Below are 15,102 nucleotides of genomic sequence, written 5' to 3'. Positions count from 1 at the left end.
GTGCTGCTCGGCGACCCCTACGTCTTCGACGCCGACAACATCGGCGACTTCGACTTCTAAGGAGTCACCGCACCACGCGGACGGGCCCGGGGCGCACGCCCCGGGCCCGTCCCGCGCGCCCGTCGCTCGACGCGTCAGGGCTCGCCGTGCGCGCGCCGCTCCATCTGGTAGATCGCGGCCTGCGTGCGACGCTCGAAGCCGAGCTTCGAGAGCAGCCCCGAGACGTAGTTCTTCACGGTCTTCTCCGCGAGGCCCAGTTGCTCGCCGATCTGCCGGTTCGTGAGGCCGTCGGCGATGAGCGCGAGGACCTGCCGCTCGCGGAGGTTCAGCGCACTGAAGCGCGGGTCGTCGTGCTCGTCGGCCTTGGCCTGCTGCGACACTCGCGCGGCGATCGAGCGGTCGATGAGCGAGCGGCCGGATGCCACCTTCCGCACGTCCTCGACGATGGTCGTGCCGCGCACGTTCTTCAGCACGTACCCGGCGGCCCCGGCGAGCACGGCCGACATCGCGGCTTGGTCGTCGTCGTAGGCGGTGAGGATCAGGCACGCGAGCTCGGGATGCCGCGACCGCAGCTCGCGGCAGAGGTCGATGCCGTCGCCGTCGGGGAGGCGCATGTCGAGGACGGCGACATCCGGGCTGGTGGCCTCGATCCGGGCGAGCGCCTGCGCGACCGTGCCGGCCTCGCCGACGACCTCGAGGTCGTGCTCGCGATCGAGGAGCTGGGCGACGCCGCGCCGGACGATCTCGTGGTCGTCGACGAGGAACACTCGGGTCATGTGTGCGGGTCTCCTTCCGCGGGGGTGATGGGGGCGGTCCACCGGGCTCGGGTGCCGGCGGTGCTGCTGTCGAGGTCGAAGGCGCCGCCGAGCCGCTCGGCGCGGACCCGCAGGTTCTCGAGCCCGCTCCGCCGCACGGCGTCGCCGATCCCGCGCCCGTCGTCGGCGACCTCGGCCGTGACGCGACCGTCGGCCGCGATGATGGTCAGCGTGACGGATGCCGCGGCCGAGTGCTTCACGGCGTTCGAGAGCAGCTCGCGGACCGAGGCCGTGAGCTCGTCGGCGAGCAATCCCTCGGAGAGCAGGTCGACGGGCCCGGCGAACGAGACGGCCACGGGCTGCGGCAGGTGCCGCGACGCGGAGCCGGCGAGGTCGAGCACCCGGTGCCGCAGCGTCGGCGCTCCGCCGTCCTGCGGGGTGAGCGCGAACACGATCGTGCGGACCTGCGCGATCGCCTCGTCGATCGCCTCCACGGCCGACCCGAGGCGCTCGGCCACCGCGCCGGGGGAGTCCGCCGCCGCGGCCTCGAGATCCAGGCCCGCGCCGTAGAGCTGCTGCACCACGTGGTCGTGCAGGTCGCGCGCGATGCGCGCCCGATCCTCGAGCAGGAGGCCGCGCTGCTGCGCCTCACGTGCCGCCGCGAGTTCCCGGGCGAGTGAGACCCGGTCGGCGAGGTCCTCGGCGATGCGCATCTCGGCGGCCGTGAAGTGCGGGGCTCCGGGCTGGCGCGCGGCGGCGATCACCGCGCGGGGGACCCCGCCAGATCGGAGCGCGGTGAAGAGCACCGGCCCGCAGGAACCGTCGTGGTGGAGGGCGAGCGCGTCGGGCGGGTCGACGCGCCCACCGGGCGTCGCGCGTGTCTCGCCGCCCTCGAGCACGACCGCGGCGAGCGTCCGCTCCTCGTCGATCACGGTCCCGGCGAGGCAGGCGTCGGAGTCCCGGCCGCGCACCTCGAGCACGCGCACCGACGTCTGGTCGTCGCCGACGAGGATGGCGACGCGGTCGGCGGCGCCGCGGTCGACGAGCTCGTCGGCGAGGAGCGCCGCCGAGCCCTCGACCGAGGAGGTCAGCAGTGCCGAGACCACCTGGGCGGATGCCGCGGCCCACGCCTCGCGCGTGCGCGCCTCCGCGTAGCGCCGCGCGTTGTCGATCGCGAGCCCCGCCGCGGTCGCGAGCGCGGAGATGAGCTCGACGTCCTCGTCGCTGAAGGTGCCGCCGCGCCGGTTCGTCAGGTAGAGGTTGCCGAAGACCTCGTCGCGCACTCGCACGGGCACGCCGAGGAACGAGCCCATCGGGGGATGGCCCTCGGGGAAGCCGACGGATCGCGGGTCGCCGGCGATCGTCTCGAGCCGGATCGGGTCGGGGTGGTCGATCAGCGCTCCGAGCAGGCCGCGCCCCTCGGGGAGGTGCCCGATCCGCCGGACCGCGTCATCCGGCATCCCGACGTGCACGAACTCCTCGAGCCCGCCCTGCGGTGCGAGCACGCCGAGCGCGCCGTACTCGGCGTCGACGAGTTCGACGGCCGAGGCGACGATGCTCCGCAGCACCTCGTCGAGCTCGATCTCGCCGATCACGGAGCGCGTCGCGTTGAGCAGCGCGCGCAACCGGCCCTGAGTACGCATGACCTCGCCGGCGCGCTCCACGAGCTCGCTCAGGGCGCGGTCCAACTCGGCACGCGGACCCTCTGGGAACGACAGCGGCGCGGGGTGCTGCATGCCACCTCCATCCGGGCGGATGGTGCGAATCTACCACTCGGCGTGTCGCGACCGGGCGAGGGACCAAAGGCCCCGGACGGGGGGTCGTCGACGCGGATGCTGGACGCATGACGATCGTGGTCGGAGCCGACGGAAGCGTCGCGAGCCGCGCCGCCGTCGAGTGGTCTGCGCGCCGAGCGCAGCGCACCGGCGACGCGCTCGTGCTGGTCACGGTCGTCGACGACGGATGGGGCAGCCTCGGGGAGTCGGCGCTCGTCGAACTCCGCGCGACCGCCGAGGAGCGCGCGGAACGCGAGGTCGACGTCGCTCGGCGCTCAGCGCCCGAGGTCGACGTCCGGGGCATCGTCGCGGTCGGCAGCCCGATCCTGACGCTCGCGGAGGCCTCGCGCGACGCCGACCTCGTCGTGGTCGGCACGCACAAGGTCGGGTACTTCCACGGGCGCGCGATGGGGTCGCGGAGCCTGCAGCTCGCCGCGGTCGCCGCGTCGCCGAGCGCGGTCGTGCCGGTGACCTCGTGGCGCGGTCGCTCGGGCGTCGCGGTGGGCGTCTCCGAGGGATCCGACAGCGACGAGGCGGTCCGGTTCGCCATCGAGGAGGCGAGCCGCCTCGACGAGCCGCTGGTGCTCCTCCGCGCGGCGGACGGTGACGACGTGCACGAGCGGGCGCTCGAGCGGGCCGAGTCGATCGTCGACGAGCTCGCCCCCGACGTCCAGGTCGACGTCCGGAGCACGGGCGGCGACGCGGCCGACGCGCTCATCGCGGTGTCGCGCCGGGCGGTGCTGACGGTGACCGGACGACGGGCCGCCAGCCGCGGGTTCCTTCCGCTCGGGCGCACGAACTCCGACCTGCTCATGAACCTCGCCGGTCCGGTCGTCGTCGTGCCGCAGGTCGCCGTCGAGGCGGTCCTCGTCGGCTGGGCGGTCGCCTGATCGCTCGTCCCGAGCCCGGCGGTTCGTGCATGAGAATCCGGCCGACAGGCGCACGCGCGGCGGTGTTCACCGGATTCTCATGCGCGACGGTCATCGCGACGAGCGGATGCCGCATCCGCCCGCTCAGGTCAAGACCCCCCGTTCGGGAGGCAGTTCCGCCGTTCCGCAGGTATGCTGCTGCACTGCGACGGAACGACGGACGAGGCGATGGACGGCATGGAAGACCCGGGGGCGGGCGCGGGCGAGGGCCGGCGAGGGCGTCACGCGGCCCCTGCCGCCGCCGCGACCGGTCCGCTGAGCCGGGCCGTCGCCGCAGCAGGTACCGCCGCGGCCGTCGCGCTCACGGTCGTCGCGCGGTGGATCGCACGCTTCCGTGCCGGACCGGTGCTGCCGTGGGTGGCCGCGCACCGGATGCTCGTGCTCATCGTCGGCGCGCTCGTCGTCTCGAGCGGGGCGTTCGCCGCGACGGCCGCGATGATCGCGCAGCCCCCGCTCGCCGAGGGCGGCGAATCGGTGGTGGACGGCACGCGCCCGCGGCCCGGGTCCGAGTTCGTGATGCCGAGCCCGGTGACCGGGTCCCCGGCCGCGACGACCGCGCCGCCGACGAGCACGCCGACGCCCGGGCCGACCGCGCCGGCCGACGGCACCACGACCGGGGACGCCCCGACCACCGATCCCGAGCCGACGACCGACCCCGTCGAGCCCACCGAGGAGCCCACCGGCAACGGCCGCCCAGACCCACCGGGCGCGACGAACCGCCCCGACAAGACGAAGGACTGATCGACCGCGCCCTCGCCCGGGCGCGGCCGGCGGCGGCGCTGCGTCCGAGTTCAGCTCCGACACACTCCGTCTTCACCGATCGTTCGGACGCGTGTGCTGCGCTAGCGTCGTGTCCACCCGGACGCACCTCGCAACGATCGGAGCCCACGTGAGCACCCGGCAGGCCGAGCACCCTCGGCCGTCGCACTTCCTCCTGCACGTCAGCGACACGCACCTGCTCGCCGGGGGCGGCCGGCTCTACGACCGCGTCGCGGCCGACCGGCACCTGCAGGAGCTCTTCGAGCAGTTCGAGGCGTCCGGCGGGCACCCCGACGCGATCGTCTTCACGGGCGACCTCGCCGATCGCGGCGAGCCCGAGGCGTACGAGCTCATCAGGCGCATCGTCGACCCGGTCGCCGCCCGGCTCGGCACGCGCGTCATCTGGGTCATGGGCAACCACGACGAGCGCGACGCGTTCCGTCGCGGACTGCTCGGCGACGGCATCGGCGGGCAGCGCCCGGTCGACCGCGTCGACGACGTGAACGGCCTCCGCGTGATCACGCTCGACTCGACCGTTCCCGGCCACCACCACGGCGAGGTTACGGGCGAGCAGCTCGACTGGCTCGCCGAGGAGCTCGCGATCCCCGCACCGCACGGCACGATCCTCGCGATGCACCACCCGCCCGTGCCGAGCGTGCTCGACCTCGCCGTCTCGGTCGAGCTGCGCGACCAGGCCGCGCTCGCCGAGGTCGTCGCGGGCAGCGACATCCGCTCGATCATCGCCGGTCACCTGCACTACTCGTCGGCCGCGACGTTCGCGGGCGTCCCGGTGTCGGTCGCCTCGGCGAGCTGCTATACCCAGGACCTCACGGTGCCCACGGGCGGAACCCGCGGATGGGACGGCGCGCGCGCCTTCAACCTCGTGCACGTGTACCCGTCGACCGTGCTGCACTCGGTCGTGCCGCTCGGCGACCACGCGCCGCTCGACTTCATCGACGCCGACGAGTCGGCCCGCCGCCTCGCGGCCGACGGCATCGTGATCCCGGATGCCGCGGCGCGGGCGTCGTCGCAGACCGCGTCTGTCGTCGAGCCGGCCTCCCTGCTCGCGCCGCCGACCACGGTCGCGTCCCGGCCGTAGGCGGCGCCGCGGCGCTGCTCGTCAGGCCGTGAGGCTCGGCCGGTCGTCCGTCGCGCTCGCCCGCGACGCGGCATCCGTCTCGGGCTTCTCCCACGGCGCCGCGAACGGGAAGTACCGCTCGAGGAAGTCGATGACGGCCTCGGTGCGCTCCTCGACCGAGATCTCGGGGAAGCTGCCGTCGTTCAGGCAGAACATGTCCATGTCGCGGCGCTTCAGCAGGCGCTTCATCGCCGGCAGGGCGCGCTGCAGCGTGGTCTCGATGTACTTGACCTTCGCGTCGGTCTGGACGACCGCGCGGCCCGTGAGCAGTGCGAAGTAGTGGTACAGCGAGTTCGTGACCGAGATGTCGGTCGCCGAGCGGAAGCGGCTCGCCGCGGTGCGGCGGAACTCGTCGGGGAAGGTCGCCTCGAGCTCGGCCATCACGCTCCGGCGGAGCGGTGCGGCGCAGTGCTCGAGGTGGCGTGTGGTGACCTTGCCGAACCGCTCGTGCAGCAGGGCGCGGTTCACGCGCGCCGCGTTCTCGAAGCCCGACCGGCTCGGGTCGGACTCGCCGAGGCCGATGCGCGTGCCCGCCTCGACGAACTTCGTCACGCCGCCCGGTGAGAAGAACAGGTCGGGCGAGACCGGCCGCCCGAAGAACATGTCGTCGTTCGAGTAGAGGAAGTGCTCGGCGATGCCCGGGATGCGGTGCAACTGGCTCTCGACCGCGTGCGAGTTGTACGTCGGCAGCACCGTGGTGTCGGCGAACATGTCCTCCGCCCGCACGACCGTGACCTTCGGGTGCTTCGCGAGCCACGCGGGCGGGCGCGAGTCGGTGCAGATGAAGATGCGGCGCACCCACGGCGCGAACAGGTACACCGAGCGCAGCGCGTACTTCAGCTCGTCGATCTGCCGGTAGCGGGCCTCGGAGTCGTCGCCCTCGCCGACCACGTAGGTCTGCATGCGGCGCGCTCGCTCGCGGAGGAACTCGACGTCGGAACCGTCGACCCACGAGAACACCATGTCGATCTCGAAGTCGACGTCGCTCGCGAGGGGCTGCCACATGTGCTCGAGCGTGCGCCAGTCGCGGCCGTGCAGGTGGACCGTCTCCTCAACGGCCTCGCCGCGCGGGAGGGTGCGGCGCATGAGCGCGTTCTCGATCGGCGCCTCGATGACGTCGTCGCCGAAGCGCCAGAACTCGAGCTGGACCGCGGACTCCGCGCCGTAGCGCAGGCGGCCGACCGGCTCGATCCGGGGGCGGTAGAGGCGCACGGCGAGCGGCTTGCGCTTCGTCGACAGCTCGCCGTCGGCGACGAGCACGTCGGGGGCGTCGGCCGCCGTCTCGGGCACGAGCGTGGCCGAGTAGAACGGCTCGTTCGCGAACGCCGTCGCGAGCGCCCGGACGACCCGCTTGCGCTCGGCCCGGTCGACCGCGACCACCGGGCGTCCGCCGTCGCGGCGCACGAGCAGGTAGTCGATGCGGTCGTCGTCGAGGGCGGATGCCACGGCCAGCAGGTCCTCGACCATCGACTCGTGCGGCGTCGCGTGCCCGTTCCGGAGCGCGAACTGCCCGCGGCGCACGACGAGGTCGTCGCGGTCGAACCGCGCATGCTCGGCGTCGGGTTCCACGAGGACGAGCTCGGGGACCCCGCTGAGCTGCAGCCCTCGACCGTCGGGCACGCGCCGGTGGAAGGCGTCGCCCTCGATCGGGGTGCGGTCGTCGCGGGGCTGGTCGGGCTCGTTCGTCGTCACGTCGTGGGGTGCTCCGGTTCGGGGTGGGCGGATGGCGCGAGCGCGCCGGCTGGGTCAATCGTACGACCGCGCGAGCACACCCTCCGCGGCGCTCGACACCGCGCCCGTGTTGCGCCGCGTGTCGCGTCGTGACGCACGGTGACGGGCCGCCGTTGAGGCGCCGTGGCGGGCTTCCGTAGCCTCGACGCACCCGCCAGCCAGGAGGCGTCATGACCAGCACCGCGAGCACCGTGCCCGCTGCCGCACCCGCCGCGTCGGGCGCGCCCGGTTCCGCCCGCGGTGCGGGGTCTGGAGCGGCCGGCGGCCCCGGCCCGCTCGCCGAGCTCGTCGACGCCGGGCTCGAGGTGCCGGTGCTCGGTGGTGGCCGAGTCCGGCACGTGAACCTCGACGTCGCGGCATCCGCCCCTTCTCTCTCGTCGGTGGCGGCGCATGTCGCCGCCGTGCTGCCGTACTACGCGAGCGTGCACCGCGGGACGGGCTACGCGTCGCAGGCGTCGACGGCCCTGCTCGAGGACGCGCGCGTGAGCGTCGCGCGCCACGTCGGCGCGCGGCTCGACGACCACGTCGTGTTCACGCGCAACACCACCGACGCCCTGAACCTCCTCGCCGGCGCCGTGCCCGGCGAGACCGTGGTGCTCGACATCGAGCACCACGCCAACCTGCTGCCGTGGGAGCGCGGCGGGCGCCGCGTCGTGGTCGCGCGCCCCACCTTCGCGGCGACGCTCGACGCGCTCGCGACGGAGCTCGCGCGCCGGCCCGCGGCGCTGCTGTCGGTGACCGGGGCGTCGAACCTCACGGGCGAGGTGCTTCCGCTCGACGTCCTCGCCGACCTCGCGCACGCGCACGGCGCGCGCCTGGCGGTGGATGCCGCGCAGCTCCTGCCGCACCGACGGGTCGACCTCGAGGCATCCGGCATCGACTTCCTCGCCTTCTCGGGGCACAAGGCGTACGCGCCGTTCGGCGCCGGTGCGCTCGTCGGCCGTGCCGACTGGCTCGACGCGGCGCCCGCGCACCTCGCCGGCGGCGGGGCGGTCGAGGCGGTCACCCTCGACCGCGCCGACTGGAAGACGGGGCCCGAGCGGCACGAGGCGGGCACGCCGAACGTGGTCGGCGTGGCCGCGCTCGCGCGCGCCCTCGTCGAGCTCGAGCGGCTCGGCGACGACGCGCGACGCGCGCACGAGGACGCGCTCGCCGCGCGCCTGCACGAGGGCCTCGCCGCGGTGCCCGGGGTGCGCGTGCTGCGCGGCTTCGCCGACCTCGACGACCGGCTCGGGATCGCGACCCTCGAGCTCGAGCGCGGATCGGTGGGGCTCGTCGCCGCCGCGCTCGCCGCGGAGCACGGGATCTCGGTGCGGGCCGGTCGGTTCTGCGCGCACCCGTTCTTCGACCGGCTCGCGACCCGGGCGAACGGCTTGCGGGTGAGCCTCGGCGCGGGGTCGTCGGCGGACGACGTCGACCGATTCCTCGACGCGCTCGCGCGACTCGTGGCCGACGGCCCCGCCTTCGCGTACGACCGGACGCCCGCGGGATGGTGTCCGCGTACCGACGACCGCCCGCGCCCGAGCTTCGCCTGAGTCCGCGCCGACGACGCCCGCGCCTGAGCGGGCGGCGAGCCCAGCAGACCGCGCTCTGCCGGTGCATGAGAATCCACCGCACAGCGCCCGGACGTGCGGCACGGCTCGGATTCTCATTCGCGCTCGCGGCGTCCGCGGCATCCGTCGTCGCGCCTACACTGGTTCGGGTCGAAGGGGGGTCGGATGCGTCCGCTCAGCGAAGACGAACTCCGGTCGTCGTTCGTGAACGCGACCGATCGGGAACTCGAGGAGCTCGAACTGCCGCTGGAGTACCTGCTGGTCGACTGGGAGCACGTCGACGCGCTCGCCTGGCGTGACCGCAAGGCCGGCCGACGTGGCTACCTCGTCACGCTCATCGACGACGAGCCCGTCGGGATCGTGCTCCGGGCGGCCGACCCGCCGGCATCGCGCTTCCGCGCCGGCATGTGCAACCTGTGCCACACGCAGCAGCCCGCGAACCAGGTCACCATGTTCTCGGCCCGCCGTGCGGGCGAGGCCGGCCGGAACGGCAGCACCGTCGGCACCTACGTCTGCAGCGACCTGTCGTGCCAGGAGAACGTGCGGCTGCACGCGCCGCTCGCTCCCGCCGAGGTGCGCAGCGGCTCGCACGCGTGGGCGCGCATCGACGGCCTCGCGCGACGCACGCGTGCGTTCGTGCAGGGCGTGCTCGCCGACTGACTGCGCTGCGCTGCGCTGCCGCGCGCGGGCGAGCGTGGGCGTCAGGCGTCGAGCGCGACGGGCTCCAGCGCCGGGCGCTTCGCCGTGCGGCCGTCGCCCGACGAGCGGCCGGTCAGGCGCCGGCCGATCCACGGCAGCACGTACTCGCGGTAGTACGTCGCGGTGTTGCGGCTCTTCTTCCCGGCCGGGGCGGCGGCGACCTCGGCCACGCCCCACTCCTCGGGCACGGGCACGCCGAGCGCGGTGAGCACGTTCGAGGCGACCTTCGCGTGCCCGAGCGAGTTGAGGTGCAGCTGGTCGGCCGACCAATAGCGGATGTCACGGAGCGACCGGTCGCTGAAGTTGTCGACGAACGTCACCCCGTCGAGCTGCGCCAGGTCCTGCAGCGCGACCGTGAGGCGCGCGCCGCGCGCGTCGAAGACGCGGCCGAGCGGAAGGTGGTCGGTCGGGTTCGCGCCGCTCAGCATGAGCACGTGGATGCCGTTGTCGCGGATGCGGTGGATCGCCTGCCGGAAGCGGTTCGCCACCATCTCCTCGGGCATGCGCGGGCGCAGCATGTCGTTGCCGCCGCCGTTGAAGCTGATGACCTCGGGCCCGAGCGCGATGGCCGCCTCGAGCTGCTCGTCGATGATCGGCCCGAGTTTGCGGCCCCGGATCGCGAGGTTGGCGTAGCGCACGGGCTCGGGCGCGGCGGCCTTCGCGAGTCCGAGCGCGACGAAGTCGGCCCAGCCCCGGGAGACGCCGTCGGGCAGTTCGTCGCCGACGCCCTCGGTGAAGCTGTCGCCGATCGCCGCGTACGAGTGGAACATGACCTCCACGCTATCGCGAGGCATCCGTCGCCCGGACCTCGCGCAGCCGCCGACGTCGCACCGGCGGCTGGGGGTCAGTGCGCGTGCTCGAGCTCGCAGTCGGCTCCCGGATAGAGCAGCGCCTCGTGCCCGTCGTCGAAGCGCACGAGGTAGGGCGGACCACCGTCGGACCCGCGCACCTCGAGGACCTCGCCGTGCTTCTCGGCGCTGCCCACCTGCTTGCCGTGGATGACCAGCCGGTCACCGACCGTCGCCTGCATCGCGAACCTCCTCATCCTCCCGTCAGGGTACGCCGAGGCCCGCGCGGCCGGTAGGGCCTCCGGCCCGCAGCGCCGGTCTTCCCCGACCGCGGCCCGTCGCGCATATGGAGGCGACGATCGAGAGTCTGCGGCCGAGATGAGCCCGACCCAGCACGGCGCCCGTTCAGGCGGATCGGACGATCGCGCGAGTGCGTTGATGTGCCGCTGCCACCTTTCTCCCACCTCCGCGAGGTCGATCCCCAGCGAGCCATTCGCGGCGAAGCGTTGCGCTCGTGCTCACCCGCATGAGAACCTCGGCGAGTGGACTCCTTCACCGTGTGGAACACCCTCGCCTTCGGAGGCGCCGCCGTCCTGGCGGCTGCGATCGTCGCCCTGACGATGTGGGTCAGAAGCCGCAAGAGCCAGTGATGACGGGATCCGTCGACCGTCACGCCCCTCGGCTCGCTCGTCGTGGTCGAGTCGAACAGAACCGGTCACGATCCAGGGAGGATCCCTGAGCGAGGGCCGCGCGGCGGAGTTGTCGTCAGCATTGGCGGGTGCATGTCACCCCAGCACCCGCCAGTAGTGACGACATTCCACCCGGCCCTGTCTGATGGCCGGTCGATCAGCGGGCTGCCGAGTCGATGGACCTGCCGGCCCCCAGTCCTGATCCTGTCGGTGTTGCGGATGACTCGCCCGACGAATCTGTCCGCGCGGGTGCCGCATCCGCGACCGCATGACCGTCTCATGACCCAGGGGAGACGCGGCGCCACGGGATCCGGGCCGAGCCCCGGCGTCACTCCGTCGCGAGGAGCGCCGCCCACAGGTCGGCGCGCGCGTGGAAGCCCGAGAGGTCGCGGCCGAGGAGCTTCTCGGCGAGCGCGATCCGGCTGCGCACGGTGTGCCGGTGCACGCCGAGCTCCTGCGCGGTCGCGTCGAACTGGCCGCCGTGCTCGAGCCAGGTGCGCGTGGTCTCGAGAAGCGTCGTGCCCTGCTCGCGGTCGTACTCGATGAGCGGCTCGAGCGTCGCACGGGCGACCGCGCGCGCGTCGGTGCGCGCGAGGAACGCGAGCACGCCCTGGCGGCTGATGTCGTCGAACCAGACGACGCCGGGAGAGGTCTCGCGGGCGCGCTCGACGGCGCGCAGCGCCTGTTCGTGCAGCCGGGCGAGCTCGGTGACGGATGCCGCGTCGGAGACGCCGACGGGCACGTCGAACTCGCCGGCGAGCTCGTCGGCGACGTCGCGGTCGGCGTCTTCGCAGACGACGACCACCGACTCGCCGTCGCGACCGAAGAAGAGGCGACCGTCGCGGTCGTCGACGCGGAGCTCGAGGAACTCCGTGAGGCGGTCGGGATGCTCGGGGGGCAGGTCGGCGACCGCGACGCGCACCGGGTCGGCGGGCAGCGGGCCCCACATCTCCGCGGAGACCTCGGACGCGAGCTCCACGTCGCCGGCGAGCATCGAGCGCAGCAGGCCCGAACGCAGGTGCCCGCGCGCCCGATCGAGGTCCCGGTTCTGCTCGAGCGCGAGGCCGGCGAGCGCGATGACCGCGGTCACGACCTCGCGACCCGCCTGGTCGAGCTCCGGGGAGTCGCCGATGGCGAGCACGCCGCGCAGCGCGCCGCCGGCGCCGAGCGTCTGCAGGGTCATCCGCTGCGGAGTGCCGACCGAGGCGCCGGCCTCGAGCGTGCGGCTCGCGCGCTGGCCGCGGCGGAGCATCGAGCGCGCCTCGCCGACGACCTCGCCGAGTGCGGGCTGGCCGAGTCCGCCGACGGGGGCCTCGCGGTCGAGGGCGCCCGCGGCATCCACCAGCCCGACCCAGGTGCCCAGCCGGTTGCTCAGCTCGGTGAGGGTCGCGCCGAGGCCGTCGGGGCGGAGCGCGGCGAGGGAGATCGCGCGCTGCGCCTGGAGCGCCCAGGCCTGGCGCGCATTCGCGTCGGCCGCGTTGAGCTCGGCGATCGTGCGGGCCACGCGGATGAACGGCGTGCGATACGGGACCTCGAAGAGCGGCACGCCGTGCGTCGCGCACGCCTCGACGAGGAGCGCGGGCGTGCCGGCGCGGACCACCTCGGTGCCGAAGCCGAGCGCCGAGATCCCGGCGCCAGCCAGGCGGCCGACGTACGCGTCGAAGCCGGCCGGGTCGTCGGTGCCGGAATCGGCGCCGAACTGCGTGCCGGTCGTGAGCAGCACTTGGCCGGGCTCGATGAACGGCGCCGGGTCCTCCAGGTCGGAGCTGTGGACCCACGGCACCGGGGCGTCGAGCGCGGCGCCGGGGAGCGAGGCCTCGTCGGTGAGCAGCGTGAGCGCGAGGTCGTCGCGGCCGAGCAGCGTGCGCACGGTGGGCTTCATCGGGTGCTCCTCGCCTCGGTTCGGAATGTACGACGAGTCGAACATTCAGCGCCGAGTGTACAACCCGGTGGATCGGAGCCGCCTCAGGTGACGGCGCCGCGGTGCGCGAAACGCGGGTCGCGCCACACCTCGCTCGACAGCACGTCGTGGAGCACGTCGACGGCATCCCACACGTCGGCGTGCGACACGTACAGCGGCGTGAAGCCGAATCGCATGAGGTCCGGCGCACGGAAGTCGCCGATCACGCCGCGCTCGATGAGCGCCTGCATGACCGCGTAGCCGTCCTCGTGGCGGAGGGCCACCTGGCTTCCGCGGAGCGAGGAGCGACGAGGCGTGACGACCTCGACGTCCCAGTGCGCGAGTCGCCGGTCGACGAGCGAGACGAACAGCTCGGTGAGCCGGAGGCTCTTCTCGCGCACCAGCGCCATGTCGACGTCGTCCCAGATGTCGAGGCTCGCCTCGAGCGCCGAGAGCGAGAGCAGCTGGGGCGTCCCGACCCGGAACCGGCCGATCCCCGGGACCGGTTCGTAGCCGACCTCGAAGTCGAACGGCCTGGCGTGGCCGTGCCAGCCCGTGAGCGCGGGCCGGGCGCCGTCGTGGTGGCGTGACGCCGCCCACATGAACGACGGCGAACCCGGGCCGCCGTTCAGGTACTTGTACGTGCACCCGACCGCGAAGTCCGCACCGGCCGAACCCAGGTCGACGGGCACGGCCCCGACGCTGTGGCAGAGGTCCCACACCATGATCGCGCCCGCCGCGTGCACGCGGGCGGTCACCTCGGCGAGGTCGTGCATCCGGCCGGTGCGGTAGTCGACGTGCGTGAGCACGACCACCGCGACGTCGTCGTCGAGCACGTCGTCGAGCGTCGGGCCATCGTCGTGCACGAGCCTCCGATCGAGCGGCTCGGCACCGCCGACGGCCTCCTGGACGCTCTCGATCACGTACAGGTCGGTCGGGAAGCTGCTCCGCTCGGCCACGATGACGCGCCGCTCCGGACGGAGCCGGGCCGCCGCGGCGACCACCTGGAAGAGGCTCGCCGAGGTCGAATCCCCGAGCACGACCTCGCCACGCGCCGCGCCGATCAGCGGGGCGATGCGATCGCCGACGGCCTGCGGCTTCGCGAACCACCCGGCGTCGTTCCAGCTCCGGATGAGTCCGACGCCCCACTCCTCGGCGATGACCCGGTCCACGTGCGCCCGGGTCGCCCGGGGGAGGGCGCCGAGCGAGTTGCCGTCGAGGTAGACGACGCCGTCCGGCAGGTCGAAGCGATCCCGGAAGGACGCCAGGGGGTCGGCGGCGTCGAGGCCCTCGCAGGTCGCGCGGTCGAGCGTTCGCCGGTCGGATGCCAGGTCGGATGCCGCATCGCTCAGCTTGATCATGATGGGACCGCCTCTCGGGTCGTGGTCGGGGTGAGCGCCAGGAAGCGCCGGGCGTTCTCGTGCAGGATCGCGGCCCGCTGGTCGTCGTCGAGCCGTTCGGAACGCTCGACGACGCTGCCGACCGGCCGCTCGCCGAGCGGGTACGGGTAGTCGCTGCCGAGCATCACCTGCGACGCGCCGAGCGTGTCGACGAGCAGGTGGAGCGCGGCCGGGTCGAAGACGACGGAGTCGACGCTGAAGCGATCGAGGTACGAGGAGGGCGGCAGGTCGCTGACGCCGATGAGGTCGGGCCGCTGGTGCCACGCGTTCTCGAACCGGCCGAGCCAGAACGCGAACGAGCCGCCGCCGTGCGCGAACGCGATCCGCAGCGAGGGCGGGACGCGGTCGAACACCCCGCCGAGGATCATCGCGATGATCGACAGGTGCGTCTCGGCCGGCATGCCGGTGAGCCAGCGCGCCATCCACCGTTCGAGCCTCGGCGAACCGGGCATGTCCCACGGGTGCACGAACACCGGGACCCCGGTTGCCGCACAGTGCTGCAGGACGGTGACGATGCCCTCGTCGTCGAGGTCGCGGTCGCCGACGTGATTGCCGATCTCGACGCCGCGGTGGCCCGACGCGATCGCGCGATCGATCTCCTCGCACGCGGCATCCGTGTCTTGAAGGGGCACCTGGGCGAACGGGATCAACCGGTCGGGCGCCGGCGCGCAGACCTCGAGCGCGAGGTCGTTGAAGATGCGGGCGACGCGGGCCGCTCGGTCGCCGGGCTGGTCGTAGGAGAAGAACACGGGGGTCGGCGAGACGACCTGGATGTCGACCCCGTCCCGATCCATGTCCTCGAGCCGGGCGCGGGCGTCCCAGCAGCTCTCATCGATCCGCCGGAACTCGGCCCCGCCGACGAGGATCATCGCCTCCCGCTCGGAGTCCACGCGCAGCGTCGGCCAGGTGCCCGGCCCGACCTGATCGTTCAGGTCGGGCCAGCTCCTCGGCACGAAGTGCGTGTGGACGTCGATCGAGCCCACCCG

13 protein-coding genes are annotated in these 15,102 nt (G+C 73.5%); 5 read left to right on the top strand and 8 right to left on the bottom strand.

The window, feature by feature from the left end; genetic code table 11:
* Window positions 1-134 precede the first annotated feature (134 nt).
* Window positions 135-776 carry a response regulator gene (locus GJ743_RS02770; RefSeq protein ID WP_155050365.1) on the bottom strand — a complete coding sequence of 214 codons (642 nt, stop codon included), beginning with the start codon at window positions 774-776 and terminating at the stop codon, window positions 135-137.
* Entirely contained in the window at window positions 773-2,491 is a 1,719-nt protein-coding gene (locus GJ743_RS02765) for a GAF domain-containing sensor histidine kinase (protein ID WP_155050364.1), read from the bottom strand. Before GJ743_RS02765 ends, GJ743_RS02770 begins: the two co-directional genes overlap by 4 nt.
* 107 nt (window positions 2,492-2,598) lie before the next feature.
* On the opposite strand from GJ743_RS02765, the gene GJ743_RS02760 reads away from it, so the two are divergent.
* The 3 genes from GJ743_RS02760 to GJ743_RS02750 all read left to right on the top strand — a co-directional run bounded on the left by GJ743_RS02760 (window position 2,599) and on the right by GJ743_RS02750 (window position 5,317).
* A complete protein-coding gene (locus GJ743_RS02760; RefSeq protein ID WP_155050363.1) occupies window positions 2,599-3,420 on the top strand; it encodes a universal stress protein in 822 nt (273 codons plus the stop codon).
* 207 nt (window positions 3,421-3,627) lie between these two features.
* Window positions 3,628-4,200: a hypothetical protein gene (locus GJ743_RS02755; RefSeq protein WP_155050362.1), complete on the top strand. Its 573-nt coding sequence runs from the start codon at window positions 3,628-3,630 to the stop codon at window positions 4,198-4,200.
* A 148-nt stretch (window positions 4,201-4,348) separates the two neighbouring features.
* Complete coding sequence (locus tag GJ743_RS02750) at window positions 4,349-5,317, top strand: phosphodiesterase (protein ID WP_328288723.1); 969 nt, start codon at window positions 4,349-4,351, stop codon at window positions 5,315-5,317.
* Between the two features lie 21 nt (window positions 5,318-5,338).
* On the opposite strand, the gene GJ743_RS02745 is transcribed toward GJ743_RS02750, so the two are convergent.
* Window positions 5,339-6,925, bottom strand: a complete 1,587-nt coding sequence (locus tag GJ743_RS02745) for a stealth family protein (protein ID WP_328288725.1) — start codon at window positions 6,923-6,925, stop codon at window positions 5,339-5,341.
* Window positions 6,926-7,257: 332 nt separating this feature from the next.
* Between GJ743_RS02745 and GJ743_RS02740 the strand changes: the two genes are divergently transcribed.
* Both GJ743_RS02740 and GJ743_RS02735 read left to right on the top strand, forming a co-directional pair.
* The gene (locus GJ743_RS02740) at window positions 7,258-8,622 is read left to right on the top strand and encodes an aminotransferase class V-fold PLP-dependent enzyme (protein ID WP_155050361.1); all 1,365 of its coding nucleotides are present in this window, start codon (window positions 7,258-7,260) and stop codon (window positions 8,620-8,622) included.
* 183 nt (window positions 8,623-8,805) lie between these two features.
* Window positions 8,806-9,300, top strand: coding sequence for an FBP domain-containing protein (locus GJ743_RS02735; protein ID WP_155050360.1), 495 nt, complete (start codon window positions 8,806-8,808; stop codon window positions 9,298-9,300).
* Window positions 9,301-9,341: 41 nt separating this feature from the next.
* Here GJ743_RS02735 and GJ743_RS02730 read toward each other — a convergent pair whose 3' ends face one another.
* The 5 genes from GJ743_RS02730 to GJ743_RS02710 all read right to left on the bottom strand — a co-directional run bounded on the left by GJ743_RS02730 (window position 9,342) and on the right by GJ743_RS02710 (window position 15,099).
* Window positions 9,342-10,109: an SGNH/GDSL hydrolase family protein gene (locus tag GJ743_RS02730; protein WP_155050359.1), complete on the bottom strand. Its 768-nt coding sequence runs from the start codon at window positions 10,107-10,109 to the stop codon at window positions 9,342-9,344.
* A 74-nt stretch (window positions 10,110-10,183) separates the two neighbouring features.
* Window positions 10,184-10,369 carry a DUF1918 domain-containing protein gene (locus GJ743_RS02725; RefSeq protein ID WP_155050358.1) on the bottom strand — a complete coding sequence of 62 codons (186 nt, stop codon included), beginning with the start codon at window positions 10,367-10,369 and terminating at the stop codon, window positions 10,184-10,186.
* Between the two features lie 775 nt (window positions 10,370-11,144).
* Complete coding sequence (locus tag GJ743_RS02720; protein WP_155050357.1) at window positions 11,145-12,698, bottom strand: PucR family transcriptional regulator; 1,554 nt, start codon at window positions 12,696-12,698, stop codon at window positions 11,145-11,147.
* Window positions 12,699-12,781: 83 nt separating this feature from the next.
* Window positions 12,782-14,077, bottom strand: a complete 1,296-nt coding sequence (gene kynU, locus GJ743_RS02715) for a kynureninase (RefSeq protein WP_155050356.1) — start codon at window positions 14,075-14,077, stop codon at window positions 12,782-12,784.
* Entirely contained in the window at window positions 14,074-15,099 is a 1,026-nt protein-coding gene (locus GJ743_RS02710) for an amidohydrolase family protein (RefSeq protein WP_328288722.1), read from the bottom strand. The genes kynU and GJ743_RS02710 overlap by 4 nt, the downstream gene beginning before the upstream one ends.
* Window positions 15,100-15,102: the final 3 nt, after the last annotated feature.

The organism is Agromyces bracchium, assembly GCF_009709675.1.
Lineage (GTDB): Bacteria > Actinomycetota > Actinomycetes > Actinomycetales > Microbacteriaceae > Agromyces > Agromyces bracchium.
Note: the sequence above shows the minus strand (reverse complement) of the source record. Positions and strands in the feature narration are given on the sequence as shown.

Excerpts from the sequence above, each read along its gene's own strand:
- GJ743_RS02730 (WP_155050359.1), bottom strand. The coding sequence starts at position 10,109 with ATGTTCCACTCGTACGCGGCGATCGGCGACAGCTTCACCGAGGGCGTC.
- GJ743_RS02725 (WP_155050358.1), bottom strand. The coding sequence starts at position 10,369 with ATGCAGGCGACGGTCGGTGACCGGCTGGTCATCCACGGCAAGCAGGTG.
- GJ743_RS02735 (WP_155050360.1), top strand. The coding sequence starts at position 8,806 with ATGCGTCCGCTCAGCGAAGACGAACTCCGGTCGTCGTTCGTGAACGCG.
- GJ743_RS02765 (WP_155050364.1), bottom strand. The coding sequence starts at position 2,491 with ATGCAGCACCCCGCGCCGCTGTCGTTCCCAGAGGGTCCGCGTGCCGAG.
- GJ743_RS02760 (WP_155050363.1), top strand. The coding sequence starts at position 2,599 with ATGACGATCGTGGTCGGAGCCGACGGAAGCGTCGCGAGCCGCGCCGCC.
- GJ743_RS02755 (WP_155050362.1), top strand. The coding sequence starts at position 3,628 with ATGGACGGCATGGAAGACCCGGGGGCGGGCGCGGGCGAGGGCCGGCGA.
- kynU (WP_155050356.1), bottom strand. The coding sequence starts at position 14,077 with ATGATCAAGCTGAGCGATGCGGCATCCGACCTGGCATCCGACCGGCGA.
- GJ743_RS02720 (WP_155050357.1), bottom strand. The coding sequence starts at position 12,698 with ATGAAGCCCACCGTGCGCACGCTGCTCGGCCGCGACGACCTCGCGCTC.
- GJ743_RS02740 (WP_155050361.1), top strand. The coding sequence starts at position 7,258 with ATGACCAGCACCGCGAGCACCGTGCCCGCTGCCGCACCCGCCGCGTCG.
- GJ743_RS02770 (WP_155050365.1), bottom strand. The coding sequence starts at position 776 with ATGACCCGAGTGTTCCTCGTCGACGACCACGAGATCGTCCGGCGCGGC.